We start from the raw sequence: 26050 nt of genomic DNA on the forward strand, positions 1-26050 counted from the left end.
ACGCGGGGCCGGACGACCACCGGTCGCCGGTCGCTGCTGCTGGGTGCCGCGGGCCTCTGCGGCCCCGGGACGGGGTGCGGCGGCCGGGCGCGGGGTGCCCGGGCGAGGTGCCGAGGCGGCACCGGGACGGGGGGCTGCGCCGGGACGCGGCGGGGTCGGGTTGTCACCGGCACCCTGGGGGGCAGCGGGACGTTCGACCTCGACGGGTTCGGCATCAGCAACCGGAGCGACCGGGGCTGAGGCCTCGGGCTGGGCGACAGGTGCCGGCTCGGCGGCGACGGGGGTCGCTGCAGCGGGCTTGGCGCCACCGGGACGCGGTACCGAGGCACCGGGACGCGGCGCGGCAGACGGCCGAGCACCGGGACGGGGTGCACCGGGGCGGGCAGCACCAGCAGGGCTGGGGCTGGGCTTGGTGTCGGTGGAGGAGGATTCCTTGGCGCCAGTGGCGCCCTTGCCCTCGGTGTCCACGGCGTCCTTCAGACGCCGGACGACCGGGGCTTCAACGGTGGAGGAAGCGGAGCGGACGAACTCGCCCATGCCCTTCAACTTCTCCAGTACATCCTTGCTTTCGAGTCCGAGCTCTTTCGCGAGCTCGTAGACGCGGACCTTGGCCACTACTCTCCTTCAGGTCCGGGTCTTTGGGTCACCGAACCAGTTAGTTGTTGTTCTTGCTCATTGCTGGGTACTCATCGAGTGGTCATGAGCGTGAGCCCACCTTCTGGTTCACGTCGCCTGGCGGCGACGAGGTCGGAAAGCTCCGAGCACAAAGAAACTCGGATGCATCGGTCAGTTTAGCGCCCCGGGGCCCCATCCGGCCAATGGGAGTCCTGCAGGACACTCGCATCGACGCTGCGGCGGAAGCTTCGGGCGAACCCGCCGCGCTTGATCGCCAGCTCCAGGCAGTCGCCGCGGGGGTGCAGCCAGGCCCCGCGTCCCGGCTGCCGGTGGTCGGGGTCGGGCAGCAGCCGACCCTCGGCCAGGACGAAGCGGGACACCTCGGCCTGGTCCACGACAGCGCGGCAACCGACGCAGGTGCGCTGGGGTGTCACTGCGCCCCGGCGGGGCCGTCCTGCGGCTCGGTGTCGGGGCGGATGTCAATGCGCCATCCGGTCAGGCGGGCCGCCAGCCGGGCGTTCTGGCCCTCACGACCGATGGCCAGCGACAGCTGGTAGTCGGGGACGACCACCCGGGCCGCCCGGGCGGCCGGGTCGACCACGGTCACGCTGGACACCTTGGCCGGGGACAGGGCCTGGCCGACGAACTCGGCCGGGTCGTCCGACCAGTCGATGATGTCGATCTTCTCCTCGTTCAGTTCGTGCATCACCGCCCGCACCCGCTGGCCCATCGGGCCGATGCAGGCACCCTTGGCGGACACGTCGGGGCGCTTGGACTGGACCGCGATCTTGGTCCGGTGCCCGGCCTCCCGGGCGATCTCCATGATCTCGACGATGCCCTGCTCGATCTCGGGCACCTCCAGCGCGAACAGTTTGCGGACCAGGCCGGGGTGGGTCCGCGAGACGGTGACCTGGGGACCCTTCAGCTCCTTGCGGACCGCCACCACGTAGACGCGCAGACGCTTGCCGTGGCTGTAGTCCTCACCGGGCACCTGTTCAGCGGCCGGCATGATCGCCTCGATCTCGCCCAGGTCGACGCGCACCACCCGGGGGTCGCGGTCCTGCTGGATGACACCGGTCAGGATGTCGCCCTCCGACGCCATGAAGCGGCCGTACTTCTGGTCGTCCTCGGCCTCGCGCAGCCGCTGGAAGATCACCTGGCGGGCGGTGGCGGCGGCGACCCGTCCGAAGTCGGCGGGGGTGTCGTCGTACCAGCCGATGACCGCGCCCGATTCGTCACGCTCGGGGGCGAGCACGCTGACCTTGCCGGTCTTGCGGTCGAGTTCCACGCGGGCACCGGCGGCATGGTGCTCGGTCTTGTCGTAGGCATTGAGCATGGCGTCCTCGATCGCCCGGACCAGGTAGTCCAGGGGGATCTCCTTGTCCCGCTCGATCGCCCGCAGTGCACTCAGGTCGATGTCCATCAGTGGGTCTCCTCGTCATCTGCGTCGTCAGCGGCATCGGCGTCGTCGGCGTCGCTGTCGTCGTCGGCGTCGCTGTCGTCGTCCAGCTCGGGGTCGAAGGGACGGTTCAGCTCCACCTGGATGACCGCCTTGGTGATGTCGTCGAGGCCCAGCTCGCGCAGCTCCGGCTTGGGGTGCTTGACCTGCTTGGTCTGCTCGGGGGTGAACTCGACGGTGATGGTGGCGTCGGTGACGCTCTTGATCCGGGCCGTCAGCGACTCGCCGTCGACCAGGACCAGCTTGACCAGGCGTCCCCGGTTGCGACGGAAGTGCTTCAGTTCGGTCAGCGGGGTGCTGGTGCCGCGGCTGGACACCTCGAGGGTGTAGGGGTTGTTGCCGACGGCCGGGGACTCGTCCAGGGCCTCGGAGATGGCGCGGGTCGCGCGGGCAATGTCGTCGAGCAGCGGCCCTCGGCCCTTGGGGCCCTCACCGTCGACGGCGATGCGCAGCACGGAGCGGCGACCGGCCGCGATGATGGACAGGTTGTCCAGTTCCAGCCCCGCGGCGTCGAGCAGGGGCTCCAGCAGCGCCCGGATGGCGTCTTCCTTCATCACAGTCGGGTGCCCTTCATTCGTTTGTGTGTTGTGTTGTTGTGCAGTTGTGAATGACCAAGCATAGCCGCGCAGAGCGCCTCGGGACTGCCGGTCGGCGCCCACTCGCTAGGCTCGGGGTCATGTCGATGACGCGCCTGAACCGGCGCCACCTGCTGGGCCTGCTCGTCGCGGCACCCGCCGGTGCGGTGCTGGCCGGTTGCACCCGGCTGACCGACCCGGTGGTGCACGGGACCGCCGGTGGCACTCCCCCGCCGGTGCCCTCCCCCGACCCGGCGTTCGTGCGGGCGGCCGATGAGGTGGCCGCCGTGCAGCGCTTGGCCGCAGGGCTGCCGACCAGTGTCGGGGCGCCGTGGCTCCAGGGCGTCACCACCATGCTGTCCGCCCACCTGGCCGTGATCAGCGCGCGTCATCCGCTGGCCGGCCGGACGAGCCCGGCCCCGTGGTTCACCCCCCGGGCAACGCCCGCCTCCACACCCGTCGCGACAGCGGGGCCAGCCGGCTTCCAGCAGGCCGCCGCCGCGCTCGCCGCCGCCCACGCGACCAGGTCGCGGGACGCGGCGACACCCGCGCTGGCGATGCTGTGGGGGTCGATGGCCGTGGCCACCGCCCTGCACGAGGCGCCGGGGGGCCCGGCGCCGGTCGCCGGGCCGCCACCTGGCGAAGTGGCCATCGGCAGCGAGGTCGCGGCACGCAATGTGGTACTGGCCCACCTGCACTCGCTGGCCCAGTTGTTGGAGGTCGGCATCGGCGTCAACGAGGGTGAGGCCCGCACCCCGTACCGGAACCGGCTGGCCCAGGTGCGCACCCTGGTGACCGCCCAGCAGGCGCTGGTCCGCAGCCTGGGCGGTGACCCGGTGGGGCCGCTGCCGGGCTACGACCTGCCGGGGCCGTCGGTCACCGTCTCCGACGTCGCCGGCACCTGGACGCTGGTCGAGCACCAGGTGTTCACCGCCGCGGCGCCGGTGATCGGGGCCAGTGCCCCGTCGCGCCGGGTGCAGGCGATCACCGACATGGTGGGCCAGGGCAGGGTGGTGGCGTCGCGGGGGGCGGCAACCACCTTCTTCCCTGGCTGGGCGTGACCCGGCTCGGTCTGACCCCGGACGGCGGCGGACCCTCAGACCAGGATGGTGAGGGTGTCCCAGCCCAGGCGCACCACCAGGATGGCGATCACGACCAGGAAGACCTTGCGGACGAACGCATTGCCGAACCGCACCGCCATCTGCGCCCCGAGGAAGCCGCCGGTCAGGTTGGCCGCGGCCATCGCCAGCCCGATCGTCCAGTCAATGTCGTGGCGCAGCACGATGATGGCGGCCAGGTTCGTGGTGAGGTTGGCCAGCTTCGCCATCGCCGAGGCCTGCAGGAAGCCGTAGCCGAGCAGTGCCACCATCCCGATGACGAAGAAGCTGCCGGTGCCGGGCCCCAGGAATCCGTCGTAGACGCCCACCACGATGCCGATGGCCACCAGCAGGGCCACCATCTTCGCGCCGGAGTGCCGCGGCTGGTGCTCCAGACCCATCTGCTTCCTGCGGACCGTGTAGGTGCCCACCGCGACCAGGGCCACCAGCACGATCGGGGTGAAGGCCTCGCGCGGCATCAGGGTCACCAACCCGGCCCCGATGGTCGAGCCGACGTAGGCCGACCCCACCAGCGGCAACGCCAGCGCCCAGTTCACCTTGACCTTGCGCAGGTAGACCCCGGTGGCCATCAGGGTGCCGGCGAACGATGAGATCTTGTTCGTGCCACTGATCGTCGGAACCGTGGCCTCGGGCAGCCCGATCAGCAGGGAGGGCAGCTGGATCAGCCCCCCGCCGCCGACGACCGCGTCCACCCAGCCAGCCACCAGCGCGGCCACCACCAGGAAGGTGATGACCTGCCAGGCCAGGTCCACCCTCAGCGTCCGATCTCGGCGAGCACCTCGTCGACGGCTGCCTCGACGGGGACGCTGCGCGCCACCCCGGTCGCCCGGTCCTTGATCTCGAGGGTGCCCTCGGCCAGTCCGCGGCCGACCACCACGCTGGTGGGCATGCCCAGCACTTCGGCGTCGGCGAACTTCACCCCGGGCGAGGCCTTGCGGTCATCCAGCAGCACGGCCACGCCGCGCGCATCCAGGTCGGCGGCGAGCTTCTCGGCGGCGGCAGCGATCTCCTCACCCTTGCCGGTGGCCAGCACCACCACGTCGAAGGGGGCGACCTCGCGGGGCCAGGCCAGCCCCTTGTCGTCCGCGGTGCCCTCGGCAATGGCGGCCACGGCGCGGGAGACCCCGACCCCGTAGGAGCCCATGGTGACGGTGACCAGCTTGCCGTTCTGGTCGAGTACCTGCAGGCCCAGGGCGTCGGCATACTTGCGGCCGAGCTGGAAGATGTGGCCCATTTCAATGCCGCGGGCCAGGGTCATCGGTCCCGAACCGTCGGGGGCCGGGTCTCCCTCGCGCACCTCGGCGACGTCAATGACGCCGTCGGCGGTGAAGTCGCGGCCGGCGACCAGGTCGTAGACGTGGCGGCCCTCGACGTTGGCGCCGGTGATCCAGCGGGTGCCCTCGACCACGCGCGGGTCGAGCAGGTAGCGGACCTTGCTGGTGCCTGAGGCGCCGAGCACGGCGCCGTCCGCGTCGACCGGCCCGATGTAGCCCTTGACCAGCGCCGGGTGGGCGGCGAAGTCGTCGTCGGTGAACGGCAGCGCCTCGGCGGGGGCGACGGCGACCTCGAGGCGCTTGGCGTCGACCTCACGATCACCCGGCAGCCCGATCACCAGGGCCTCGGTGCTGCCGTCCAGGTGGCGCAGCGTGAAGACCACGTTCTTGAGGGTGTCGGCGGCCGACCAGGGCTGCTCGGGGCGCGGGTAGCGCTGGTTGCTGAGCGCGACCAGGGCGTCGATGGTGGTGGCGTCGGGGGTGTCCTCGACGTGCGCGGCGGGCTGGCCGTCGATCGGCACCGCGTCCGGCACCGGGGTCTGGACGGCCTCCACATTGGCGGCGTAGCCGCCCGGCGATCGGACGAAGGTGTCCTCACCGTTGTCGGCGACCGCCAGGAACTCCTCCGATGCCGACCCGCCCATGGCGCCGGCGTCGGCGCGGACGATGACGTAGTCGAAGCCCAGCCGGTCAAAGATGCGGATGTAGGCGTCGCGGTGGGCCAGGTAGCTGGCCTCCAGGCCGGCGTCGTCGACGTCGAAGGAGTAGGAGTCCTTCATCACGAACTCGCGGCCACGCAGCAGTCCTGCCCGGGGACGGGCCTCGTCGCGGTACTTGGTCTGGATCTGGAACAGGCTCAGCGGCAGGTCCTTGTAGGAGCGGTACAGGTCCTTGACGAGCAGGGTGAACATTTCTTCGTGGGTCGGGCCCAGCAGCAGGTCGTTGCCGCGGCGGTCCTTCAGGGTGAACAGGTTGTCTCCGTACTCGGTCCACCGGTTGGTCTGCTCGTAGGGTTCGCGGGGAAGCAGGGCCGGGAAGGCGACCTCCTGGGCCCCCATGGCGACCATTTCCTCACGCACGATGGTCTCGATCTTGTGCAGCACCCTCAGGCCCAGCGGCAGCCACGAGTAGATGCCAGGGGCGGCGCGTCGGATGTAACCGGCGCGCACCAGCCAGCGGTGGCTGGGCACCTCGGCATCGGCAGGATCCTCGCGCAGGGTGCGCACGAACAGGGACGACATCCGCGTGATCACGAGTGGTGCCTTTCAACGTAGCCGGGTGGGCATGGGTCACCCTATCGAACCGGTGTCCCTGCTCAGTCCAGGCAGAACTCGTTGCCCTCGGGGTCGGTCATCACGATGAAGGCCTCACTGCCCATCTCCGCCGGCATCACGCCCACCAGGAACGCGCCCTCGGCCTCGAGCCGGTCGGCCTCGGCCCGCAGCGCCGCCATCCGCTCGTCCCCGCGCAGACCCGGAGCGGCGCGCACGTCCAGGTGCACCCGGTTCTTGAAGTGCTTGCCCTCCGGCACCCGCTGGAAGAACAGGCGCGGCCCGACCCCGGTGGGGTCGGAGCAGGCGCTGCGCGCATTCCACATGTCCTCGGGGACGTGCCGCGCCACCAGGAACGTGTCCCAGGAGTCGAAGCCGGGCGGCGGGGGGTCCATCTCGTAGCCCAGTGCCACGCACCAGAACTGGGCCAGCAGGTCGGGGTCGGCGCAGTCAAAGGTCACCTGGACAGTGCGCACCCGGGGGGTCGGTGCCGTCTCGTCACTCGGTCTCGTCACGTCACTCATGGGCACAGCGTGCCACTCGTCGGTCCCGGTTGCAGCCACTGGTGCGGTCCCGCCGGTCGGGCACACCCCTGCGGTGCCGGCCGGCTCAGTACAGGGCCGCTGGCTCAGTACAGGACGGTGGCGAACTCGCCCACGGTGTCGAAGCCGACGGTCTGGTACAGGCGCCGGGCGCGGGTGTTGAAGTCGTTGACGTAGAGCGACTGGATCGGGTACCGGGGCCGCACCAGCCGCACCACTGCCGCCATGGCAGGGACCGAGGCCCGCTTCCCGCGCAACTCGGGTGCCAGCCACACCCCCTGGATCTGGCAGAACGGCCCGAAGACCGCGCCCACGTCCGCCTTGAACAACACCTTGCCGTCCTCGACGATGCCGAAGGCGCGTCCGCTGGTGACCAGTTCGGTCACGTACCGACGATAGGAGCCGGAGGCCTCCAGCGGTGAGACCCCGACCTCCTCGGTGTACATCGCCACCGCGGCCTCGAAGTAGGCGCCGAAGTCGGCCATGGTGATGGTCCGGACCCGGGGGTCGCCCTCGACCAGGGGTTCGCCGCGGATGGCCATCAGCGGTTGGCGGGCGCGCACCTCGCGCACCCGGGCCCAGCTGCCGCCGCGGGCGCTGAGCGCCTCCCACAGCCAGCGGACCTGGGCGGCGGGACCCATGATGGACGAGGCGACCCGGTGGGGGCCGAGTTTCTCGGCGAACAGCCGCGTCGCCTCCTGGTCGGCGCTGACGGGCACGACGTTGGAGCCGGCGTGGCACAGCGAGACGAGTTCGCCGTCACGCTCCAGTCCGAGCACCTCGCAGCCCAGCACCAGCCGCTCCAGGCCGAAGGCGCCGACCCGGGCCAGCACGAAGAGGTTCTCGATCGGGTTGGCATTGAGCAGGGCCATCGCCTGTTCCATGTCGGGTCTGCCGAGCACCCGAACCCGGGTGCGCATGTCAGCCGACCGTCACGTCGGGTGCGCCCACCTCGGGCATGTCTGCTGCCAACCGGTTGGCCTCGGCGATCAGGGTCTCGACGATCTCGGCCTCGGGCACGGTCTTGATGACCTCGCCCTTGACGAAGATCTGGCCCTTGCCGTTGCCGCTGGCCACGCCCAGGTCGGCCTCGCGTGCCTCGCCCGGGCCGTTGACGACGCAGCCCATGACGGCCACGCGCAGCGGGACGGTCATGCCCTCCAGACCCTTGGTGACCTGTTCGGCCAGGGTGTAGACGTCGACTTGGGCGCGCCCGCAGCTGGGGCAGGACACGATTTCGAGGTGGCGGGGGCGCAGGTTGAGCGACTCCAGGATCTTGATGCCGACCTTGACCTCTTCGACGGGCGGGGCCGACAGTGAGACCCGGATGGTGTCCCCGATGCCCTGGGACAGCAGCGCCCCGAAGGCCACGGCGCTCTTGATGGTGCCCTGGAAGGCCGGGCCGGCCTCGGTGACGCCCAGGTGCAGCGGGTAGTCGCACTTGCTGGCGAGCTCTTCGTAGGCCTGCACCATGACGACCGGGTCGTGGTGCTTGACCGAGATCTTGAAGTCGCCGAAGCCGACGTCCTCGAACAGGCTGGCCTCCCACAGCGCGGACTCGACCAGCGCCGCCGGGGTGGGGGCGCCGTACTTGGCGAGCAGACGCTTGTCGAGGGAGCCGGCATTGACGCCGATGCGGATCGAGACGCCGGCGTCGGCGGCGGCCTTGGCGATGTCGGCGATCTTGTCGTCGAACTGCTTGATGTTGCCGGGGTTCACCCGGACGGCCGCGCAGCCGGCCTCAATGGCGGCGAACACGTAGCGCGGCTGGAAGTGGATGTCGGCGATCACCGGGATCTGCGACTTCTTGGCGATGATCGGCAAGGTGTCCGCGTCGTCCTGGCTGGGCACCGCGACCCGCACGATGTCGCAGCCCGAGGCGGTGAGCTCGGCGATCTGCTGCAGGGTGGCGTTGATGTCGGTGGTCTTGGTGGTGGTCATCGACTGCACCGACACCGGTGCGTCCCCGCCCACCATCACCTTGCCAACCTTGATCTGGCGAGTCCTGCGACGGGGGGCCAGTACTGGAGCCGGGCGCGCGGGCATGCCGAGATCAATGCTCATGGCTCCACCCTACTAGCACGACGACCCCGCCACAGAAGTGGCGGGGCCGACGTGGGCGACGCGGGCGTCGCTCAGTTGCTGGGGTCAGGCGAACAGCTTGTCGGTGGCAAAGCCGTCAGCCAGTTGGCGCTGGTAGGTCCAGCCCCCGTTGCCATTGTTGAGGTAGCCCCACATCCGGCCGGAGCCGTCGACCCCGACCAGGTCGAAGCGACCGTCCTTGTTCAGGTCGCCGGGTGAGAAGGCGGCCTTGAAGCCGTCCCAGTGGCGACCCACCTGGCGGGCGTAGCCGATCCGGCCGTCGCGCTGCCCGAGGTAGAGCCACAGGGTGGCGTCGGAGGCGCGGATGCCCATCAGGTCGGCCAGTCCGTCACCGTTGAAGTCGCCCACCGAGAACAGGTGACTCATCGAGTCCCAGTTCTGGCCGATGATGGCGGCGCGGGTCAGACCGTTGGTGGTGAGGGTGTAGCGGTAGAGGCGGTGGTTGTCCTTGTTGCGGGCCACCACGTACCTGGCGCTGGAGCCGTCGAGGGAGCCGACGTAGGTGATGATGTCCATCCCCTGCCAGTTCTGCCCGACCTGCTTGTACGCCACCAGCGCGCCGGAGGCGTCCGAGGTGTAGAGCCACAGGTTGCCGTCGGCAGGACGGACCAGGGCGTCGGAGCGCCTGTCGCCGTTCCAGTCGCCGATCTGGGCGATGGCCACCACGTTGGCCAGGCCCTTGCCGCGGGTGCCGAGCAGGCTCGCCGAGGTCGCCGAACCCTTCCACAGCTCCAGGGTGCCCGAGGCGGTGATCACGTAGATGTCGGCGACGCCGTCACCGTCGTGGTCGCCGAAGACGCCCGAGGCCGGGTAGGTCGGCAGCGGGGTGGTGTCCGGGGCCGTGATGCCGACGACCACCGGGTCGTGGTCGGAGGAGGCGAACTCGTCGTCGGCATGGAAATCGGTGATGTTGTAGTTGCGACGCGAGTACTGGAAGGCGATGGACTCATCACCGTTGATCTCCCACACCGCGGCATCGCTGATGAGCGCCCGGGCGGCGTCGTTGGCGAGGATGTGGTCGAGCGAGCCCAGACGTCCACTGAACTGGTAGGTCGCCTGCCAGTCGGTGATGACGTTGGCGTAGCCAGCCTCGTAGAGGATCTGCATGGGCTCTTCCATGGTGTAGGCGTTGAAGTCGCCGGTCAGGAAGACGGCCTGGTTGGCGAACACGCTGTCGGCCCAGGCAGCCAGGGCGGTGGCCTGCTCCTTGCGGGACTGGTTGGCATTGCCCTGGCCGGTGCCGTCGTCGTCACCGGAACCCTTCGACTTGAAGTGGTTGGTGATCACCACGAACTCGACGTCGGAGCCGTTGACGGAGAACTTCTGGGCCAGCGGCTGGCGGGCATTGGCGAAGGCCGGGTCCTGCAGGATCAGCGAGCCGTCGACGGGGGTGACCTCGGCGGCCCGGTAGATGAACGCCAGCCGAATGTTGTCCTCGTTGGAGGGCACCTGGCCGGCGTTGGTCGGCACGTAGGCCCATCCCTTGGTCGGGTCGTCGGCGTTCAGGGCGTCGACGAGCTTCGAGAGGGTGTAGTCGCGGGGGTGGCCGAAGTTGGCCGAGTTCTCGATCTCCATCAGCCCGACGACCTCGGCGTCCATGCCATTGATGGCAGCCACGATCTTGGCCTGCTGGTCGGCGAACGCCTCGGGGCTGTAGGCGCCACGGACCTGGCAGTTGTTGGCCCCCACCGGGTTGCCCTCACGGTCGGTGTAGGCGCGGCAGCCGGCCTCGTCCTGGCCCAGGCTGGTGAAGTAGTTCAGCACGTTGAAGTTGGCGATCTGGATGTCGCCGCCGACGGCAGGCACGGTGGACGGACGGTCGTTCTCGCTGGTGATGAAGTCGGCGGTGGCGCCGACCACCTGTCCGGTCGGCTGGAAGTTCCACTGGAAGCGGTAGTCCAGGATGACCGGCTTGGTGAAGGTGACCTGCGAGTTGGTGCGCATCGGGGTCGCGGCCGACAGGTACGGCAGCGGCGAGTTCTGGGCCGTGGCGTTGCGCAGGTAGTCCCACGAGGAGCCGTCGTCCAGGGTGATGGCCCGCTTGACCTGCTCGGCCTCGTAGGCGGGGGCCTGCTGGTAGGGCACCACGTCGGTGGCCTGCTTCAGCGGCTCGGTGCCCTGGGCCAGCCCGAGCTGGCCGTACTGGTTCAGGGCGTAGTTGTTGGTGATGGTGTAGGGGCCCTTGGGCAGCACCAGCATGCCCTCGTAGACCTCCTTGTCGGCGTCGGTGACCGGCAGGGTGGCCAGTTCGGTCGGCACCACCGGGTCGCAGGCCTCGGTGGCCGGGCTGATCGTGGGGCCGGTGATCTGGGTCAGGGTGAAGTACTCGGTGGCGGTGCCGGTGACGACGACGCAGGCCCCGATGCTGACGCTGGGGGCGGCACCGGTGAAGACGAAGATGCCGTCCGAGGCGTCGGTACCGGCGGTCTTGGCAGTGCCACCCGAGCCGGGGGTCTGCAGGTAGAAGCCGTTGAAACCCCCGGACGGGTAGGTGGCCGTGACGACGCCCCTGGTGGTGACGGTGCCGCCGGCGGTGGCGGCCCCGGTGCCCTGGATCTCGGCGATCGGGGTGATGGTGCCGGGGGTGGTCGGGGTGGTCGGCGTCTCCACCGGGGTGGTGGGCGTGCCGGTGGCATTGCCCAGCACCTGGTCGGTGTTGATGGTGCCGGGGGTGGGTGAGGTCTTGAAGACGAAGTCGGTGGCGTTGTTGTTGGTGTCGTTGTCGCTCAGCCGGTTCAGCGAGCCGGCGTCGCTGTTGCCGCCGGTGTAGGTCGCGGCGGTTCCCTCAGGGGAGTTGGAGGTGCCGAAGCCCAGCTTGTCGATGACCTGCCCAGGGGCGGTGTCCGGGTTGATGGCGGTCGCCGAAGTGGCAAGGAAGACGGTGCCGTTGGCACCACCGGGGTTGAAGCCGGCGGCCACCTGGTTGACCTTGTCGGTGGGCAGCGCAGCACCATTGCTGCCGTTGCTGCCGCCCTGCAGGACGAAGAAGGCTCCGGGGGCGAGGTCGACGTTGTCCAGGGCGACGGCGGTGTTGGCGTCCGCCGTGCCGGTGGCCGAGCGGTACTGCAGGCTGAGCCCGCCCAGGTTGATCGTGGCCGAGGTGGGGTTGTACAGCTCGACGTACTTGTGGGTGTAGGGCTGGGTGGCGGAACCACCCCGGGCATAGACCTCGTTGATGAGCAGGTGGCCGGCGGCCGCGGAGGCGGACGTGGTGGTGGCCACGAGCCCGGCGGCGACCAGCGCAGCCGCAACAGCGGTGGCGGTCACCGCCCGCAGGCGGCTCAGGGGAACTGACATGGGGACATCCTTCTGGTGTCGAACAGGGGATTCGGGCACAGCAGGGAAAGCGCCACCCGACACCATGAGGCTAGGGCCGGTGCGGGCCCCAATGCCCTGTGTCACCGACCATTCACCCAGACTTCGCCGGGGGTTCCACGGATTATGGACGACACCGGTGGCCGCTGTCTGGAACGGGGCCGGATTGCCCGGTCCGGATCGTCAGAAAAGCTCTCTAGAAAAGCTGGATGGGGCTGACGATGTCGGCGATGATCAGCACTCCCCCGGCGAGCACCAGAAAGCCTCCCACCAGGTAGGCGACCGGCAACATCTTGGCGGTGTCGACGTGGCCGGGGTCGGCTCGGCCACGCAGCCTGGCCCACCAGCGGCGCAGCCCCTCCCAGATGGCTCCGGCCATGTGGCCGCCGTCCAGCGGCATCAGCGGCACCAGGTTGAGCAGCGCCACGAAGAGGTTCACCGAGCCGAGCATCATGAACCAGCTGGCGACCCGGTCGTTGACCGGTATCGACTCCTCGACGGTGATCTCGCCGGCGGTGCGGCTGGCGCCGACGATCGACATGGGCCCGTTGATGTCGCGGGGCTGGCCGGTGACCACGTCGGCGGCCACGTTCCACACCTTGGCGGGGAAGTTCAGCAGGCCGACCACCGACTGTTTGGTCATCAGCCAGATGTCCTGGCTGGTGCCGATCGGCCCGGTGGTCTGTCGTTCGTAGGTGGGCCCGACGCCCAGGAAGCCGGCCTCGAGGGTGCGCGACGGGTTCAGCCTGTCGCTGACCCCGGTGATCATGGTGGGCGTGGTCGGCAGGGTCAGCTGCTGGCCGTCGCGTTCGACCACGACGGTGGCGGGCCGGTCCCGGTTGTCACGGATCAGCTCGGTGAACTGGTTCCAGGTCGACGGCGTGACGCCATTGAACGACACGATGCGGTCGCCGGCCCGCAGGCCCATCCGGGCGGCGGGGGCGGCGGGGTCGCCGGCCTGGCAGGTGCGGTCGCTGCGGCTGGCCGGGACGACGCACTCACTGACGGTGGAGACCACCAGCTGCGGCCGGTACTGGCCGTGGACGCCGTTGACGGTGCCAATGATCAGGAACGCCAGCAGGATGTTCATGAACGGCCCGCCGAACATGATGACCAGCTTCTGCCAGGTCTTCTTCTGGTGGAACAGCCGCCCATCGTCGGCGGGGGTGATGTCGAGGTACTCGGCCTCGCGGGCGCTGTCGGCCAGCCGAGTGACGGCGCCGACCTTGCCCTGGTGCGCCCTGGCGGGCGGGTACATGCCGACGAGCTTGACGTAGCCGCCCAGCGGGATCGCCTTGAGCCCGTACTCGGTCTCACCGCGGCGGCGTGACCACATGGTCTTGCCGAAGCCGACGAAGTACTGGGTGACCTTCACCCCGAACAGTTTCGCGGGCACCATGTGCCCCACCTCGTGCAGCGCGATCGAGGCCATGATCAGCGCGAAGAACAGCAGCGCCGAGGCCACGATGATGACCACGCTCATGCTGCGCCCTCGTCCCGGGTGATCCGCTCACGTGCTCGGGCGCGTGCCCACGCGTCGGCGGCGAGCACGCCCTCGACGCTCAACTGGTCGTCGGTGAGGTGTCCGTCGCCGAGGCCGTTGACGTGGTCCTCGACGACCTGGGCGACCGTGTCGACGATGCCGAGGAAGCTGAGCCGGCCCTGGCAGAAGGCGTCGACGCACTCCTCGTTGGCGGCATTGAAGACCGCCGGTGCGCTGCCGCCGAGCATGCCGCAATGGCGGGCGAGGTCGACGGCGGGAAACGCCTCGTTGTCCAGCGGTTCAAAGGTCCAGGACGCCGCCCGGGTCCAGTCGTTGGGTGTCGCGGCGCCGGCCATCCGGTCGGGCCAGGTCAGGCTCAGCGCGATCGGCAGCCGCATGTCCGGCGGTGAGACCTGTGCGATGGTCGACCCGTCATGGAACTCGACCATGGAGTGGACGATCGACTGCGGGTGCACCACGGCCACCACGTCATCGAGCGGCACGTCGTAGAGCAGCCCGGCCTCGAGCAGTTCCAGACCCTTGTTGACCAGGGTGGAGGAGTTGATGGTGATCACCCTGCCCATCGCCCAGGTCGGGTGCGCCATCGCCTGCTCGGGGGTGACCGCGCCCAGTTCGTCGCGGCGCCTGCCGCGGAACGGGCCACCCGACGCGGTCAGGATGAGTCGGCGCACCTCGTCCTGGCGGCCGGAGCGCAGGGCCTGGGCGAAGGCGGAGTGTTCGGAGTCGACGGCGACGATCTGGTCGGGGGCCGCGGCCTGGGTGACCAGGCGTCCACCGATGACCAGGGACTCCTTGTTGGCCAGCGCCAGGGTGGTGCCCGCCGCCAGGGTGGCCAGGGTGGGCAGCAGTCCGGCCGAACCAGTGATGCCGTTGAGGACGACGTCGGCGGGCATCCCGGCCAGTTCGGTGGCGGCCCGCGGGCCGGCGATGATCCGCGGCAACCTCAGGTCACCCTTGTTCCAGCCCCGCTTGCTGGCCTCGGCGTAGAGGGCGAGCTGCAGGTCCTGGACGACGGTGGGACGGGCCAGGGCCACCACGTCCGGGGACAGCTCCAGGATCTGGGCGGCCAGCGTCGGGATGTCGGAGCCGCCGGCTGCGAGACCGCTCACCCGGAACTGGTCACGACGAGTCGAGATGACGTCGACGGCCTGTGTGCCGATGCTGCCGGTGCTGCCGAGGATGATGACGCTGCGCTGGTCTGCCACGGGTCAAGTGTGGCACGGGGTCTTTGTGCGTGCTTCTTGGTGCTCTTGGCACACTGGGAGGGTGACTGTTGCTCCTCGCTCTTCGACGTCCCTGCGGCAGAAGTCGCAGATGGCCCAGGCTGCCATCGTCAACGGTGTGCTGGTCGCCGTGATGTGGGTGCTGGAGGCGATCGACACCCTGCTGCGCGGCACCCTGGACCTGCTGGGCATTCGTCCCCGTGACCTCGACAACATCTGGTCGATCTTCACCGCACCGTGGCTGCATGTGGGCTGGGACCACCTGATCAGCAACACCATCCCGTTCTTCGTGCTCGGCTTCTTCGTGCTCTCGTCGAGCTGGCGCGAATGGCTGGGTGCCACCGCCGGGGCGGTCCTCGTCGGCGGACTGACGGTGTGGTTGCTCGCCCCTGCGAACTCGTTGACGCTGGGCGCCAGCGGCATCATCTTCGGTTGGTTCGGGTACCTGTTGGTGCGTGGCTTCATCACCGGGCAGGTGAAGCAGATCGTGGTCAGCATCGTGGTGGGGCTGCTCTACGGCGGCATCCTGCTGGGCGTGCTGCCGGCCGACAGCGGCGTGTCCTGGCAGGGCCACCTGGGCGGTCTGGTCGGCGGCGTGCTGGCGGCCTTCGCGATGCATCGCGGGCGACCGGCCTCGGCGAGGGTCAGCGCACCGTAAGCTCTGCCGGGTGCACCTCGAGATCGACACCCTTGACGCCTTCGATGCCTGGGCCGCCGACCAGTCCCCGACCCCGCACCAGTACTTGCGGCCGGGCGCCCAGTCGGGTGTCTCGGTGCAGTCGTTGGACCTGACCGATCGCGGCCCGGCGCTGCGGCGAGCCCAGGTCTCCGGCGTCATCTTCCTGGGCTGCGTCCTCACCGAACCGGACGTCGACAGCCTGCTGGACCGCGGCGCGCTGATCTTCCCGAAGCTGCCCGACCTGCCCTTCGACGCCTACCGCAATGGCATGCACGTCGGCGCCGAGCTGTACGCGGGACTCGACCACGGCTACGCCGCGACCCCGGACGCGCAGGTCTACGCCTGGTTCCAGTCACCGGCCGCCAGCAGCCTGGCCGGCACCCTGGCCCAGTCCCTGCACGACCACGGGGTCAGTGACGCCCTCGACGAACTGCTGGCAGGGGTCCCCGCCGACCACTGCGTCGGCATCATGGGGGGCCATGCCGCCCAGCGCGGCGGCCAGACCTATCGCGAGGCCGCCCGACTCGGGGCCCTGTTGGCGCATCACGGCCGGATGGTGCTGACCGGAGGCGGTCCCGGAGCGATGGAGGCCGCGAACCTGGGGGCGCGACTCACCGCCCCCGGTGACGCCGTCAACGCCGAAGCCCTGGGTCAGGCCATCGACCTGCTCGCGGAGGTTCCCGGCTTCGCCCCTGTCGAGCAGGGCGGTCCGGGGATCACGGCGTGGGCACGACGAGCCGTCGAGGTGCTGCGGGGCTGGTCGGCGCCGGGCACCTCGGTCGGCATCCCCACCTGGTTCTACGGCCATGAACCGCCGAATGTCTTCGCCACCCACATCGCCAAGTACTTCTCCAACGCGATCCGCGAGGACGTGCTGCTGCAACGCTGCCGCGGTGGTGTCATCTACCTGCCGGGCGCCGCAGGCACCGTGCAGGAGGTCTTCCAGTTCGCCACCGGCAACTACTACCTGCCGCCGGGCACCCCGCCCGCACCCATGGTGCTGGTGGGCCGGGAGCACTGGACCCGGACGCTGCCGGTCCATCCGCTGCTGCAGGCCCTGGGCCACGGCCGCCCGATGGGGGCCGTCGTGCACCTGGTGGACACCGTCGACGAGGCGCTGGCCCTGGTCTGCGACGTCGCCGACCCGGACGGGGCCCGGGCGTGACCTGGCCGGGGCTGCTGGACGACGTGCACGGTCTGCTTCGCGGGTGGCCGACGTCCGAGCCGGGACAGGTCGCGCTGCTCGAGCGGTACCGGCACGTGGCCGCACGCGACGGGGTGGGGGCCCTGCGCAAGGGCGAGTTGCCCGCTCACTTCACCGCCGCGGTCGTGGTGCTCGACGACCGGCTCGAACGGGTGCTCCTCACCCACCATCGCAAGGCCGGTGCGTGGCTGCAGTTCGGCGGTCATCTCGAGGCCGGTGACGCCTCGATCGAGGCCGCGGCCCGGCGTGAGGGCACCGAGGAGTCCGGCATCGCGCTCACCCGCCAGTTGGTGCCCGTCGAGTTGGATGCCCACCGTCTCGGCGCAGGGTTCGGTGCCTGCGCCGAACACCTGGACCTGCGCTGGGTGACCACGGTGCCGGGCGACGCCGTCCCGGTGACCTCGAACGAATCCCACGACGTCGCCTGGTTCGAGGTGGACGCCTTGCCATCCGACATCCGCGCCGAGGTGCGCGACTTGGTCGGGCGGGCGGTGGCGGTGGCCCGCGCGTCCGAGGACCTCAGAGTCGACTGATCTCGACCCGGGGACGGACCGCGACGTCGGTGATCTGCACGTCGGGTGGGGCGTCGACCACGTAGCGCACGGCCGCGGCCACCGAGGCGGGGCTGATGTAGCGCTCGGGGGTGTACGGCTGACCACCGGCGCTCATGCTCGCCTGCAGCATGGGGGTGTCGGTCTGGCCGGGTGCCACGGTCGCGACCCGCACCCGGTGCGGCGCCTCGTCAATGCGCAGCACGTCGGCCAGCCCGCGCAGGGCATGCTTGCTGGCGGTGTAGACGGCACTACCCGGCACCGGTCGGGTGCCGGCACCGGACCCGATGAAAATGACGGTCCCCTGCCGGGCCCGCAGTCCGGGCAGCAGCCGGCGGGTGAGTTCGGCGGGGGCAATGACATTGGTCGTCAACTGGTCGTGCCACTGCTCAGCGGTGGCCTCGGCCACGCCCAACGGGTGCCCGATGGCGGCGGCATTGATCAGCACGTCGACCTGTCCGACGGCCTCGACCACCCGGTCGAGGTGCGCCGGGTCGCGCAGGTCGCCCAGGTGCACCCGGACGTGCGCCGGCAGGTCGGCGACCGAGTCGGCGCGTCGGGCCAGGGCATGCACCTGGTGGGTGGCTGCCAGGTCGAGCACGATGGCCCGGCCCATGCCGCCACCGGCGCCGGTGACCACCGCCACCGGGGGTGCGCTCATGAGGCCTTCTCCAGGTCCTGTGCTTCCTGGACGAGGAGCAGGTCGAGCAGGCGGGCCGCCACTGCCCCGGCCTCGCGCAGGGTGCTGGAGTCAATGCCCGGCACCGGTGCCTGGATGGTGTCCCGGCGGGCCCCATCGACCGGAATGCCGACCATGAACAGTCCCGGCACGGGGTCCCCTGTGGCGCCGATGAGTTCCCCGGTGGCGGGCAGCACGTCGAACGAGCCGCCATGGACCCGCCTGCCGGAGCCGTCTGGTCGTGACAGTGGACGCGCCAGTCCGGCGTCCAGCAGTCCGCTGACCAGGGGGTCGGCGCTGCGGGTCGCATGCGGGCTGCGCATCCAGGCGTCCACCAGGGCATTGGACGTCACCGTCGAGTCGGGGACCTGCGGTGACCACATCTCGAAGCCCTGCTCGCCGAGCCTGACCTGGGTCCGGGGCCCGACGAAGTGGACCAGGCCCGCCTCGTGCAGCGCCAGCAGCTGCTCGTTGCGGAAGGCGGGCGGGCCGGAGCCGAGCATCCCACCCCAGCGCATCAGCCGCTGCAGGTCCTGCTCGCCGTGGGCGTCGACATCGTCAAAGGTGCAGGCCAGACCGACGTGCATGCGGGCCGCCGAGATGGCCCACAGTCCCGCCTTGATGGCCGAGTCGTGGCCGAGGTCGGCCTCGGCCAGGTCGCGCTGCAGCAGCCCGACGACGAAGGCGTCGAAGGCGTCCGGCCCGTCAAAGGTGGCCTGCGCGGCGGGGTGCTCCCAGTCGGTGGGTTCGAACCGCCACCTGCTGGGGACGTGGCGGGCGATTACGCGGCGGACCACGTCGAGGTCGGCATCCTGGGGCAGGGACTCCAGCGCCGGCACCAGCTGGTCGGGGTCGGTGAGCTCGTCGGGGCGGGTGCGCACCAGGACGGCGGCATGGGCGGTGATGGCGTCGCGCAGGATGGCCGGCCACAGGCGCCCGACCGGCAGCGGCCGGGGAGCGCCGGCGATGGCGGCGCGCAGGTTCGTCATGGCCGGCCGCGGCGGCATCGAGCCGTAGCGGGTCTTGGACAGGAACGGGACGCCACGGTCGCTGCCGACGTGCAGCACCGGTTCACGGCCGCTGGGGTGGTAGACCAGCCCGGCGCCCGAGGAGTAGTCGTCCAGGGTCTCGAAGCGTCCCCCGCGGCCAATGGTGAGCTGGGACATCAGGTCGAAGAAGCCCATCCCGATGCCGCGCACCAGCACCTGCTGGCCGGGTTGCAGCCGGCTGAGGTCCTGGTCGATGGGTGAGTCCGGGCCCACCCAGGTGAGGTCCTCAGCGTCGGGGCGGGCGGCCAGGTCGGCGGCCAGGGCGGCATCGGCGGCGCCGGGCAGCACCGGCACCCAGCCCAGCGCCAGGACGACGGCGCGGACCCGTTCCTGGCTGCCGTCGGCCAGCCCGACCAGGTAGTGGTCGCCGTCGCGGTCCAGCGCCACGGCCCGGGTGCGGTGCTCGACGATGGTGACCCGGCCGGTCTCGGCCAGGGTGCGGGTGGCACGCCGGAAGGCCCACGAGCTGTAGTGGCCGAACAGGGCCCGGCTGGGGTGGGAGTAGGGCAGGGTGAGGTCGAGTTCGTGGGCGAAGGCGGCCAGGTCGACCCCGTCGTCGGTGCGGCGGGCCCCGCGGACCTGCTGGGCCCAGTCGTAGAAGGTGGGGCCAGTGACCGTTGGCCCGGGCCCGGTGTAGGAGTCGTCGGTGAACAGCGTGGAGCCCGCGGCCAGCGTGTTCATGCACAGGTCGCCGGGCTGGTCGGTGCGCCACACCGCCCCGGCCCCGAACTGGGTCGGTTCGACCAGGTGCACGGTGATGGGGTCCACCGAGCCGGGGTTCTCGGCCAGGTGGTGATCCAGCAGGGCGGCCAGGCGTTCCAGCACGATGGTGCCCCGCGGCCCGACCCCGACGATCATCAGCGCGTTCACAGCGCCACCTCGACGGCGCTGCGCAGGGCGGTGAACACTTCGGGGTTGGCGTCGGTGTGCATGGTGCAGTTCGGGCCGACGATGATGCGGTCGCCGGCCTCGCGGCGTTTGGCCAGCACCGCGTCGTGCACCTGCTGGGTGCTGAGGTAGCTGGCGGTGCGTTCGTCCAGGCCCAGCAGCGGGATGCGTCCGGCGGCCAGCACCTGGGCGATGGTCGGCGCCGAGACCGCGTCGGACCAACTGGTGACCTCGTGGGGGTGTCCGGCGTAGGCGTCCACGTCGATGTCGTCACCGTGCAGGTGGGCGATGCGGACCAGGCCGTCGGCGGCGGTGAGCACGGTGATGTCGTGGGGTGCGACCCAGCGGCGGTGCTGTTCGGTGGTGAGCCCGAACGAGGTCCAGTCGACAGACGCCCCGGTCAGCGCCAGGAACAGTCCGTCGACGCCGCTCTGGGCCAGGCCGGCTGCGTAGTCGGCGAGCAGCACGGCGGCCCGTCCGATGACCCGGTCGGCCAGGCCGGGGTCGGCCTGGAACACCGGGACGACGTCCTGCCCGAAGGCCCGCACCAGGCTCTGGAACGGCGAGAACAGGGTCTCGACGATGGCCACGTCCGGGGCCTGCCGGCGCAGTTCGGCCAGCACCGTACGCTGCCGCTCCAGACTGGCCGCCTCGGTGCCGAGGGTGCCGAAGGCGTCCAACCGTTCGGCCAGGCTGCCCTGGCTGGGGGTGGGCAGCCGGAAATCGTGCATGACCTTCAGGTAGTCCCACTGGTAGGCCCGCAGGAAGTCCAGGTGTACGGCGGCGGCCAGGTCGGGCTCGGCCAGTGCCGTGCCGAAGTGCACCCAGGCGCCGACCGGGGGCCGGTCGACGGCCTGCCCCCGGGCGGCGGCCAGGAAACGTTCGCGTCCGTTCACAGTGCCGGCGCTCCGCCCAGGTAGGCCTCCTGCACGGCCTCGTCGTGCAACAGTTCCGCGGCGGTGCCGCTGAGGCTGAGCCGGCCGGTGGTGAGCACGTAGCCGCGGTGGGCGATGCTGAGCGCCAGTTCAGCCATTTGCTCGACCATCAGCACGGCCACCCCGAGGTCGCGGTTGAGCCGGGCGATGGTGTCCAGCACCTCGTCGACCAGCCGCGGCGACAGACCCATGGTGGGTTCGTCCATGCAGATCAGGGTGGGGTTGCTCATGCAGGCCCGGGCAAAGGCCAGCATCTGCTGCTCGCCGCCAGAGAGGGTGCCGGCGGCCTGGTGGCGTCGCTCCCGCAGCCGCGGGAAGCGTTCCCACTGTTCGGCCAGGTCGTGCTGGACCTTTTTGTCCCGGCCGCGGCTCCAGGCGCCGACCAGCAGGTTGTCCTCGACGCTCATCTGCGGGAAGACCCGACGGGCCTCCGGCACCGAGGCGATGCCGGCGGCGATGCGACGGGCGGTGGGCCATCCGGTGATGTCCTCGCCCTTCCACAGCACCCGCCCGGCGGTGGGTCGCACCAGCCCGAGCACGGTCTTCATGGTGGTCGACTTGCCGGACGCGTTGCCGCCCAGCAGCGAGACGATCTCACCCTCGCCGACGGTGAGGTCGACCCCGTCCAGGGCCCGGGCCTCGCCGTAGTGGACGTCGACGCCCTCGAGTCGCAACAGCTCAGTCATTGTCTTCTCCGTGTGTCTGCTCGTCCTCGGTGACCTGGTGACGTCGACCCAGGTAGGCGCTGATCACCTTGGGGTCGTGGCGCACGTCCTCGGGTCGACCCTGGGCGATGATGCGGCCCTCGTCCATGACGATGACCCGGTCGGACAGGGTCATCACCAGGTCGAGCTTGTGCTCGACCAGCAGGATGGTCTGCCCCGAGGCCTTGAGGTCGAGCAGCTGCTGCAGCACCTCACCGGTCTCGGACTGGTTCATGCCGGCTGTCGGTTCGTCCAGCACCAGCAGCTGGGGTTCGCTGACCAGTGCCCGGGCGATCTCGGTGCGGCGCCGGTTGGCGTAGGACAGCGTGTGGGTGCGGTGGTCCACCCGCGGGCCGAGCCGTTCGGCGAAACGCTCCACCTGCTGGGCCACCCGCCCGTCGGTGCCGGCACGCTCGGCCTTGATGGCCGGGGTGGTCACCAGCGCGGTCGCCACCTCGCCCAGCAGGGTGAGCCAGCGCAGCACCGGCAGGTGGGCGAACTTCGCGAACGGACGCTGGGCCCGGATCTGCGAGTGCAGGCCGACCTGGATGTTCTGCGCCACCGTGAGGGTGGCGAAGACACGCCCGTTCTGGAAGGTGCGGGTCAGTCCGTGCTCGGCGACCTCTTCGGGGCTGTGGCCGGCGATCTCGCGTCCGGCCAGCCTGACCGAGCCGGCGTCCGGCTTCAGCGTGCCGGTGACCAGGTTGAGGGTGGTCGTCTTGCCCGATCCGTTGGGGCCGATGATGGCCAGGGTCTGGCCCTCCTCGATGGTGAAGCTGACGCCGTTGACGGCGTGGACACCGCTGAAGGACTTGTCCAGGCCGGTGACCTCCAGTGCGGTGCTCATGCCGTGGCCCCTTCCAGGTGACGGGCGCGGTCGCGGACCAGCACCGGGTCATCAGCCCCCGTCGAACCGCCGCCGGGCGGGCCGGACGCGGTGGAACCGTCGTCGGTCTGGCCGCCCCGACGACCCCTGGCCGCCTCCGAACGGGTGAACAGCCCCTGGGGACGGAACCGGATGATGACCAGCAGCAACAGGCCGTAGCCGAGGATGCGCACGTCCGGGGTGATCCGCAGCAGTTCGGGCAGGCCGACCAGCACGATGGCCCCGAAGATGGCACCGATCGGGGAGTTGATGCCGCCCAGCACGATGATGGTCAGCGCCAGCACCGAGGTGGCGATCAGGAACAGGGTCGGGTCGATGTAGCCGTTCTGGTGGGCCATCAGCGCCCCCGAGATGCCGGCGAAGAAGGCGGCGATGGCGAACGAGAGCGCCTTGTAGTCCCGGGTGCGCACCCCCAGGGACCGGGCCGCCACTTGGTCGGAGCCGACCGCGTTGAGGGTCAGGCCCAGGTGCGACTTGCGGATGCGCATGGTCACCCACAGCGCCAGCACCAGAAAGGCCAGGTCGACCAGGTAGAACTCCAGCGGCAGCGCCAGCACGTGCCCGCCGATGCTGAGCGGCGGGATGCCGGGCAGCCCGTAGGCACCGCGGGTGAGCGGTTCGGCGGCACGGATGAGTGCGACCACGACGTAGCCGACGCCGAGGGTGGCAATCGAGATGTAGTGGCCGCCCAGCTTCCAGATCGGCAGGGTGAGCAGGGTGACCAGCAGCGCCGAGATGAGCCCGGCCGCCGGGATGGCGATCAGCGGCGGCACCCCCAGGTCGAGGGCCAGCAAGGCCGAGGCGTAGGCCCCCACCGCGAGCGGGGCCACCTGGCCCAGCGAGACCTGCCCGGCCGAACCCGACAGCAGCGTCATCGGGACGGCCACGATGGCCATCAGCACCACTTGGTAGGCGACGGCCAGGAAGGGTGCGGTCGCCAGCGCCGGGATCAGCACCACCCCGACGAGGGCCAACCCCACCCAGGTCTTCCGGCCCAGGCGCAACGGCCGGCCACCCCCGAAGAAGGTGCCGGTCATGGGTTCGGTGGCGATCGCCGACCTCGACCCGAACAGGCCGTGGGGACGGACCACCAGGATTACCAGCAGCGCACCGAAGGTGAGCAGGTCACGAATGCCCTCCCCCAGCCAGTAGACCCCGAAGGCCTCCACGACGCCGAGCAGGAATCCGGCCAGCACCGCACCGCTGATCGAGCCCAGCCCGCCGATGGTGGCGGCGACGAAGCCGATCATCCCGGTCAGGATGTGCGAGGTCGGCGAGACGCTGGTGGTGTAGAGGGCCACGAAAATGCCGGCCAGGCCGCCCAGCGACGAGGCGATGGCAAAGGCCAGCGCCTGCACGCGTCCGACGGGGACACCCATCTGGCGGGCGGCGTCCGGGTCCTGCGCGGTCGCGCGGATGGCGCGCCCGTAGCGCCCGTAGCGCAGGAACAGCGCCAGGGTGGTCATGACGACCAGGGTGACGCCGAGCATGACGACGTCGGAGGTGCCGAAGGTGAGGATGCCGATCTGCAGGTTGTTGTTCGGCAGGGCCTCGGGGAAGGACCGGTACTGCGGGCCGAAGATGATCTGGGACAGGTTGTCCAGGATCATCGAGACCGCGAAGGTGGCCAACAGGGCCGCGATGGCCGGTGCCCGGGACAACGGTTTGACCGCCACCGCATTGATGACCAGGCCCAGGATGGCGGTGGCGACCAGCACCGCCGCCACCGACAGCACGAAGGGCCAGTCCAGCACGGCCAGGAACCACCAGCCGAGCATGGCGCCGAACCCGAAGACCGAGCCGTGGGCGAAGTTGACGACATTGGCCACGCCGAAGACCAGCGAGACGCCGACCGCCACCAGGGCGTAGGAGTTGCCGTGGATCAGGCCGGCCAAAAAGGTCTCGATCATTTGAGGACGCCCTTGTTGACGAACTCACCGTTGACGACCTCGAGTTCCTTCAGGACGACCCGCTCGGGGCGGCGCTGGGCGCTGAAGACCAGGTCGCCGAGCAGGATGGTGTGGAAGGACTTGCCGGCGCTGAGCCCCTTGAAGATGCCCTCGCGGCTGGCGCCGCCGATGGCCACGGCCTGGGCGAGCACCTGCAAAGCGTCGTAGGCGTAGATGTTGAACGCGCCGGGGTCGATGCCGAACTTCGTGCGGAACTTGTCCACGAACTCGACCTGGCGTGGGTTGGAGGTGTCGGACAGGGTGAAGTTCTCGGCCAGGACGACGCCCTCGGCCGCCTTCCCGGCGATCTCGAGGAACTGCGGGGTGGTCTGCCCGGCCAGCGTCTTGCCGGTGAAGCCCAGGGAGCGCAGCTGCTTGACCAGCAGTCCCCCGTCGGGTCCGTAGCCGAGGTGGGCGACGGTCTGCGGCTTGCTGTCCAGGGCCCGCAGCAGCACCGGACGGAAGTCCTGGGACTCGGGGTTGATGGCGCTGGAGTAGGTGACCTTCAGCCCGGCCTGGCCGGCGTACTTCTCGAACAGCTCGAAGGAGGTCTTGCCCCAGTCGGTCTGTTGGTAGAAGACGGCCACGGTGTCGCCGTACTTCTTCAGCAGCTTGACGTAGTGCTCCTGGTAGTTCTCCTGGGTCAGCGAGGTGGTCCAGGCCTTGTCGCCGCCGGCGGTGAACCGGGGGTTGGAGTTGGTGAACCCGAACTGCACCAGTCCGGCCTGCTGGTAGACCGGCGTCGCGGCCATGGAGGCGCCGGAGCTGAAGTCGCCGAGTTCGGCGATGATCGAGGAGTCGGCGACGAACTTCTGGGCGACCGGCACCGACTGCTTCGGGTCGGACTGGGAGTCCTCCCAGACCAGTTCGACCTGCTTGCCGTCGACGCCGCCAGCGCCGTTGATGACGTCCAGGGCGACGGCGAAGCCCTGTTCGTAGTACTTGCCGTACTCGGCCAGCGGGCCGGTCCTGGGCGCGGAGACGCCGAACTTGATCACCGCGGAGGCGGCGGCGCCGGTGGTGCCGGCGCTGGACTGCAGCACGGAGCAGCCGCTGAGGGCCAGGGCGGAGCCGGCGGCCCCGAACAGGAAGCCGCGGCGGCCGAGTCGAGTCAGGTTGGAGGTCATGGGAGTTCCTTCGTGCAAGCGCCGTGGTGACGCGTGATGGCCGACGAAAAGTCGGTTCTGGAGGGTGCGAACCTCCCGCGGAGGTCACTGGGGCTCACCAGGGCATGGGCTGGTGGCCGTGGGTGTGGCGGGTGGTCAGTCGGGTCGACCGTCGAGGCCCGGGTGGGGCGACGGGACCAGCTGACCGGGCGGCAGTGCCGCGCGGGCAGTCGACGGGCTCAGCCCATCGACGTCCGGCTACGTCAGTGACAACACACTGGACGAGCGTTGGTGGGACGATCGGAGCTCGGGTGGCAGAACCGGGGCATGCCCAGCACGCGCATGTTGGCGGCACCCGGATGGGTGGTGCCACTGCGACGCGGTGAGCTGTTCACGGCTGCTCCTTCTCGATGCTGTCCTC

Annotated in this window: 23 protein-coding genes; 4 read left to right on the top strand and 19 right to left on the bottom strand. The window is 70.2% G+C overall.

The features are described from left to right. The 4 genes from IPV09_RS09905 to rimP all read right to left on the bottom strand — a co-directional run. A partial coding sequence (locus IPV09_RS09905) for a translation initiation factor IF-2 N-terminal domain-containing protein (RefSeq protein WP_207475082.1) occupies positions 1 to 615 on the bottom strand: 615 nt, incomplete at its 3' end. A 176-nt stretch (positions 616 to 791) separates the two neighbouring features. After that, positions 792 to 1049 (bottom strand): YlxR family protein, encoded by a 258-nt coding sequence (locus tag IPV09_RS09910; RefSeq protein WP_207475083.1) that lies wholly within the window; start codon positions 1047 to 1049, stop codon positions 792 to 794. Next, on the bottom strand, positions 1046 to 2038 hold the full coding sequence (gene nusA, locus IPV09_RS09915; RefSeq protein WP_207475084.1) for a transcription termination factor NusA: 993 nt from the start codon (positions 2036 to 2038) through the stop codon (positions 1046 to 1048). The genes IPV09_RS09910 and nusA overlap by 4 nt, the downstream gene beginning before the upstream one ends. Beyond that, positions 2038 to 2628 (bottom strand): ribosome maturation factor RimP, encoded by a 591-nt coding sequence (rimP, locus tag IPV09_RS09920; protein ID WP_207475085.1) that lies wholly within the window; start codon positions 2626 to 2628, stop codon positions 2038 to 2040. The genes nusA and rimP overlap by 1 nt, the downstream gene beginning before the upstream one ends. Before the next feature lie 122 nt (positions 2629 to 2750). Between rimP and IPV09_RS09925 the strand changes: the two genes are divergently transcribed. After that, positions 2751 to 3710 carry a hypothetical protein gene (locus tag IPV09_RS09925; protein WP_207475086.1) on the top strand — a complete coding sequence of 320 codons (960 nt, stop codon included), beginning with the start codon at positions 2751 to 2753 and terminating at the stop codon, positions 3708 to 3710. A 35-nt stretch (positions 3711 to 3745) separates the two neighbouring features. Here the strand turns inward: IPV09_RS09925 and IPV09_RS09930 are convergent, their stop codons facing one another. From IPV09_RS09930 to dxr, 8 genes are all read right to left on the bottom strand, one after another. Continuing rightward, positions 3746 to 4519 carry a sulfite exporter TauE/SafE family protein gene (locus IPV09_RS09930; RefSeq protein ID WP_370590279.1) on the bottom strand — a complete coding sequence of 258 codons (774 nt, stop codon included), beginning with the start codon at positions 4517 to 4519 and terminating at the stop codon, positions 3746 to 3748. A gap of 2 nt (positions 4520 to 4521) precedes the next feature. After that, positions 4522 to 6282 (bottom strand): proline--tRNA ligase, encoded by a 1761-nt coding sequence (locus IPV09_RS09935; protein ID WP_207475119.1) that lies wholly within the window; start codon positions 6280 to 6282, stop codon positions 4522 to 4524. A 74-nt stretch (positions 6283 to 6356) separates the two neighbouring features. Further along, entirely contained in the window at positions 6357 to 6836 is a 480-nt protein-coding gene (locus IPV09_RS09940; RefSeq protein ID WP_207475087.1) for a VOC family protein, read from the bottom strand. 104 nt (positions 6837 to 6940) lie between these two features. Then, positions 6941 to 7774, bottom strand: coding sequence for a GNAT family N-acetyltransferase (locus tag IPV09_RS09945; RefSeq protein ID WP_207475088.1), 834 nt, complete (start codon positions 7772 to 7774; stop codon positions 6941 to 6943). A 1-nt stretch (position 7775) separates the two neighbouring features. Then, a complete protein-coding gene (gene ispG / locus IPV09_RS09950) occupies positions 7776 to 8918 on the bottom strand; it encodes a flavodoxin-dependent (E)-4-hydroxy-3-methylbut-2-enyl-diphosphate synthase (protein ID WP_207475089.1) in 1143 nt (380 codons plus the stop codon). An 84-nt stretch (positions 8919 to 9002) separates the two neighbouring features. Next, complete coding sequence (locus tag IPV09_RS09955) at positions 9003 to 12254, bottom strand: ExeM/NucH family extracellular endonuclease (RefSeq protein ID WP_207475090.1); 3252 nt, start codon at positions 12252 to 12254, stop codon at positions 9003 to 9005. A gap of 214 nt (positions 12255 to 12468) precedes the next feature. After that, positions 12469 to 13755, bottom strand: a complete 1287-nt coding sequence (locus tag IPV09_RS09960) for an RIP metalloprotease (RefSeq protein ID WP_207475091.1) — start codon at positions 13753 to 13755, stop codon at positions 12469 to 12471. Continuing rightward, on the bottom strand, positions 13752 to 14981 hold the full coding sequence (gene dxr, locus IPV09_RS09965; protein WP_207475092.1) for a 1-deoxy-D-xylulose-5-phosphate reductoisomerase: 1230 nt from the start codon (positions 14979 to 14981) through the stop codon (positions 13752 to 13754). The genes IPV09_RS09960 and dxr overlap by 4 nt, the downstream gene beginning before the upstream one ends. A gap of 109 nt (positions 14982 to 15090) precedes the next feature. Between dxr and IPV09_RS09970 the strand changes: the two genes are divergently transcribed. From IPV09_RS09970 to IPV09_RS09980, 3 genes are read left to right on the top strand one after another with little or no spacing between them, the layout of a single operon-like run. Continuing rightward, positions 15091 to 15657 carry a rhomboid family intramembrane serine protease gene (locus tag IPV09_RS09970; RefSeq protein ID WP_207475120.1) on the top strand — a complete coding sequence of 189 codons (567 nt, stop codon included), beginning with the start codon at positions 15091 to 15093 and terminating at the stop codon, positions 15655 to 15657. A 10-nt stretch (positions 15658 to 15667) separates the two neighbouring features. Next, complete coding sequence (locus IPV09_RS09975) at positions 15668 to 16843, top strand: LOG family protein (RefSeq protein WP_370590280.1); 1176 nt, start codon at positions 15668 to 15670, stop codon at positions 16841 to 16843. After that, positions 16840 to 17415, top strand: a complete 576-nt coding sequence (locus IPV09_RS09980) for an NUDIX domain-containing protein (RefSeq protein WP_207475093.1) — start codon at positions 16840 to 16842, stop codon at positions 17413 to 17415. Before IPV09_RS09975 ends, IPV09_RS09980 begins: the two co-directional genes overlap by 4 nt. On the opposite strand, the gene IPV09_RS09985 is transcribed toward IPV09_RS09980, so the two are convergent. From IPV09_RS09985 to IPV09_RS10015, 7 genes are read right to left on the bottom strand one after another with little or no spacing between them, the layout of a single operon-like run. Further along, positions 17402 to 18094, bottom strand: coding sequence for an SDR family oxidoreductase (locus tag IPV09_RS09985; RefSeq protein ID WP_207475094.1), 693 nt, complete (start codon positions 18092 to 18094; stop codon positions 17402 to 17404). The genes IPV09_RS09980 and IPV09_RS09985 overlap by 14 nt on opposite strands. Continuing rightward, entirely contained in the window at positions 18091 to 20031 is a 1941-nt protein-coding gene (locus IPV09_RS09990) for an FAD/NAD(P)-binding protein (RefSeq protein WP_207475095.1), read from the bottom strand. Before IPV09_RS09990 ends, IPV09_RS09985 begins: the two co-directional genes overlap by 4 nt. Beyond that, positions 20028 to 20945 (bottom strand): uroporphyrinogen decarboxylase, encoded by a 918-nt coding sequence (locus IPV09_RS09995; protein WP_207475096.1) that lies wholly within the window; start codon positions 20943 to 20945, stop codon positions 20028 to 20030. The genes IPV09_RS09990 and IPV09_RS09995 overlap by 4 nt, the downstream gene beginning before the upstream one ends. After that, positions 20942 to 21670 carry an ABC transporter ATP-binding protein gene (locus IPV09_RS10000; protein ID WP_207475097.1) on the bottom strand — a complete coding sequence of 243 codons (729 nt, stop codon included), beginning with the start codon at positions 21668 to 21670 and terminating at the stop codon, positions 20942 to 20944. Before IPV09_RS10000 ends, IPV09_RS09995 begins: the two co-directional genes overlap by 4 nt. After that, complete coding sequence (locus tag IPV09_RS10005) at positions 21663 to 22535, bottom strand: ABC transporter ATP-binding protein (protein ID WP_207475098.1); 873 nt, start codon at positions 22533 to 22535, stop codon at positions 21663 to 21665. The genes IPV09_RS10000 and IPV09_RS10005 overlap by 8 nt, the downstream gene beginning before the upstream one ends. Then, positions 22532 to 24484 (bottom strand): ABC transporter permease, encoded by a 1953-nt coding sequence (locus tag IPV09_RS10010; RefSeq protein ID WP_207475099.1) that lies wholly within the window; start codon positions 24482 to 24484, stop codon positions 22532 to 22534. Before IPV09_RS10010 ends, IPV09_RS10005 begins: the two co-directional genes overlap by 4 nt. After that, complete coding sequence (locus tag IPV09_RS10015; protein WP_207475100.1) at positions 24481 to 25650, bottom strand: ABC transporter substrate-binding protein; 1170 nt, start codon at positions 25648 to 25650, stop codon at positions 24481 to 24483. The genes IPV09_RS10010 and IPV09_RS10015 overlap by 4 nt, the downstream gene beginning before the upstream one ends. Between the last annotated feature and the right edge of the window lie 400 nt (positions 25651 to 26050).

This window comes from Tessaracoccus sp. SD287 (genome assembly GCF_017355265.1).
Lineage (GTDB): Bacteria > Actinomycetota > Actinomycetes > Propionibacteriales > Propionibacteriaceae > Aestuariimicrobium.

Bases quoted from the DNA above. Each gene is read 5' to 3' on its own strand.
- IPV09_RS10015 (WP_207475100.1), bottom strand. From the start codon at position 25,650: ATGACCTCCAACCTGACTCGACTCGGCCGCCGCGGCTTCCTGTTCGGG.
- IPV09_RS09985 (WP_207475094.1), bottom strand. From the start codon at position 18,094: ATGAGCGCACCCCCGGTGGCGGTGGTCACCGGCGCCGGTGGCGGCATG.
- ispG (WP_207475089.1), bottom strand. From the start codon at position 8,918: ATGAGCATTGATCTCGGCATGCCCGCGCGCCCGGCTCCAGTACTGGCC.
- IPV09_RS09925 (WP_207475086.1), top strand. From the start codon at position 2,751: ATGTCGATGACGCGCCTGAACCGGCGCCACCTGCTGGGCCTGCTCGTC.
- IPV09_RS09960 (WP_207475091.1), bottom strand. From the start codon at position 13,755: ATGAGCGTGGTCATCATCGTGGCCTCGGCGCTGCTGTTCTTCGCGCTG.
- IPV09_RS09970 (WP_207475120.1), top strand. From the start codon at position 15,091: ATGGCCCAGGCTGCCATCGTCAACGGTGTGCTGGTCGCCGTGATGTGG.
- rimP (WP_207475085.1), bottom strand. From the start codon at position 2,628: ATGAAGGAAGACGCCATCCGGGCGCTGCTGGAGCCCCTGCTCGACGCC.
- IPV09_RS10000 (WP_207475097.1), bottom strand. From the start codon at position 21,670: ATGACTGAGCTGTTGCGACTCGAGGGCGTCGACGTCCACTACGGCGAG.
- IPV09_RS10005 (WP_207475098.1), bottom strand. From the start codon at position 22,535: ATGAGCACCGCACTGGAGGTCACCGGCCTGGACAAGTCCTTCAGCGGT.
- nusA (WP_207475084.1), bottom strand. From the start codon at position 2,038: ATGGACATCGACCTGAGTGCACTGCGGGCGATCGAGCGGGACAAGGAG.
- IPV09_RS09935 (WP_207475119.1), bottom strand. From the start codon at position 6,282: ATGTCGTCCCTGTTCGTGCGCACCCTGCGCGAGGATCCTGCCGATGCC.
- IPV09_RS10010 (WP_207475099.1), bottom strand. From the start codon at position 24,484: ATGATCGAGACCTTTTTGGCCGGCCTGATCCACGGCAACTCCTACGCC.
- IPV09_RS09940 (WP_207475087.1), bottom strand. From the start codon at position 6,836: ATGAGTGACGTGACGAGACCGAGTGACGAGACGGCACCGACCCCCCGG.
- IPV09_RS09945 (WP_207475088.1), bottom strand. From the start codon at position 7,774: ATGCGCACCCGGGTTCGGGTGCTCGGCAGACCCGACATGGAACAGGCG.
- IPV09_RS09955 (WP_207475090.1), bottom strand. From the start codon at position 12,254: ATGTCAGTTCCCCTGAGCCGCCTGCGGGCGGTGACCGCCACCGCTGTT.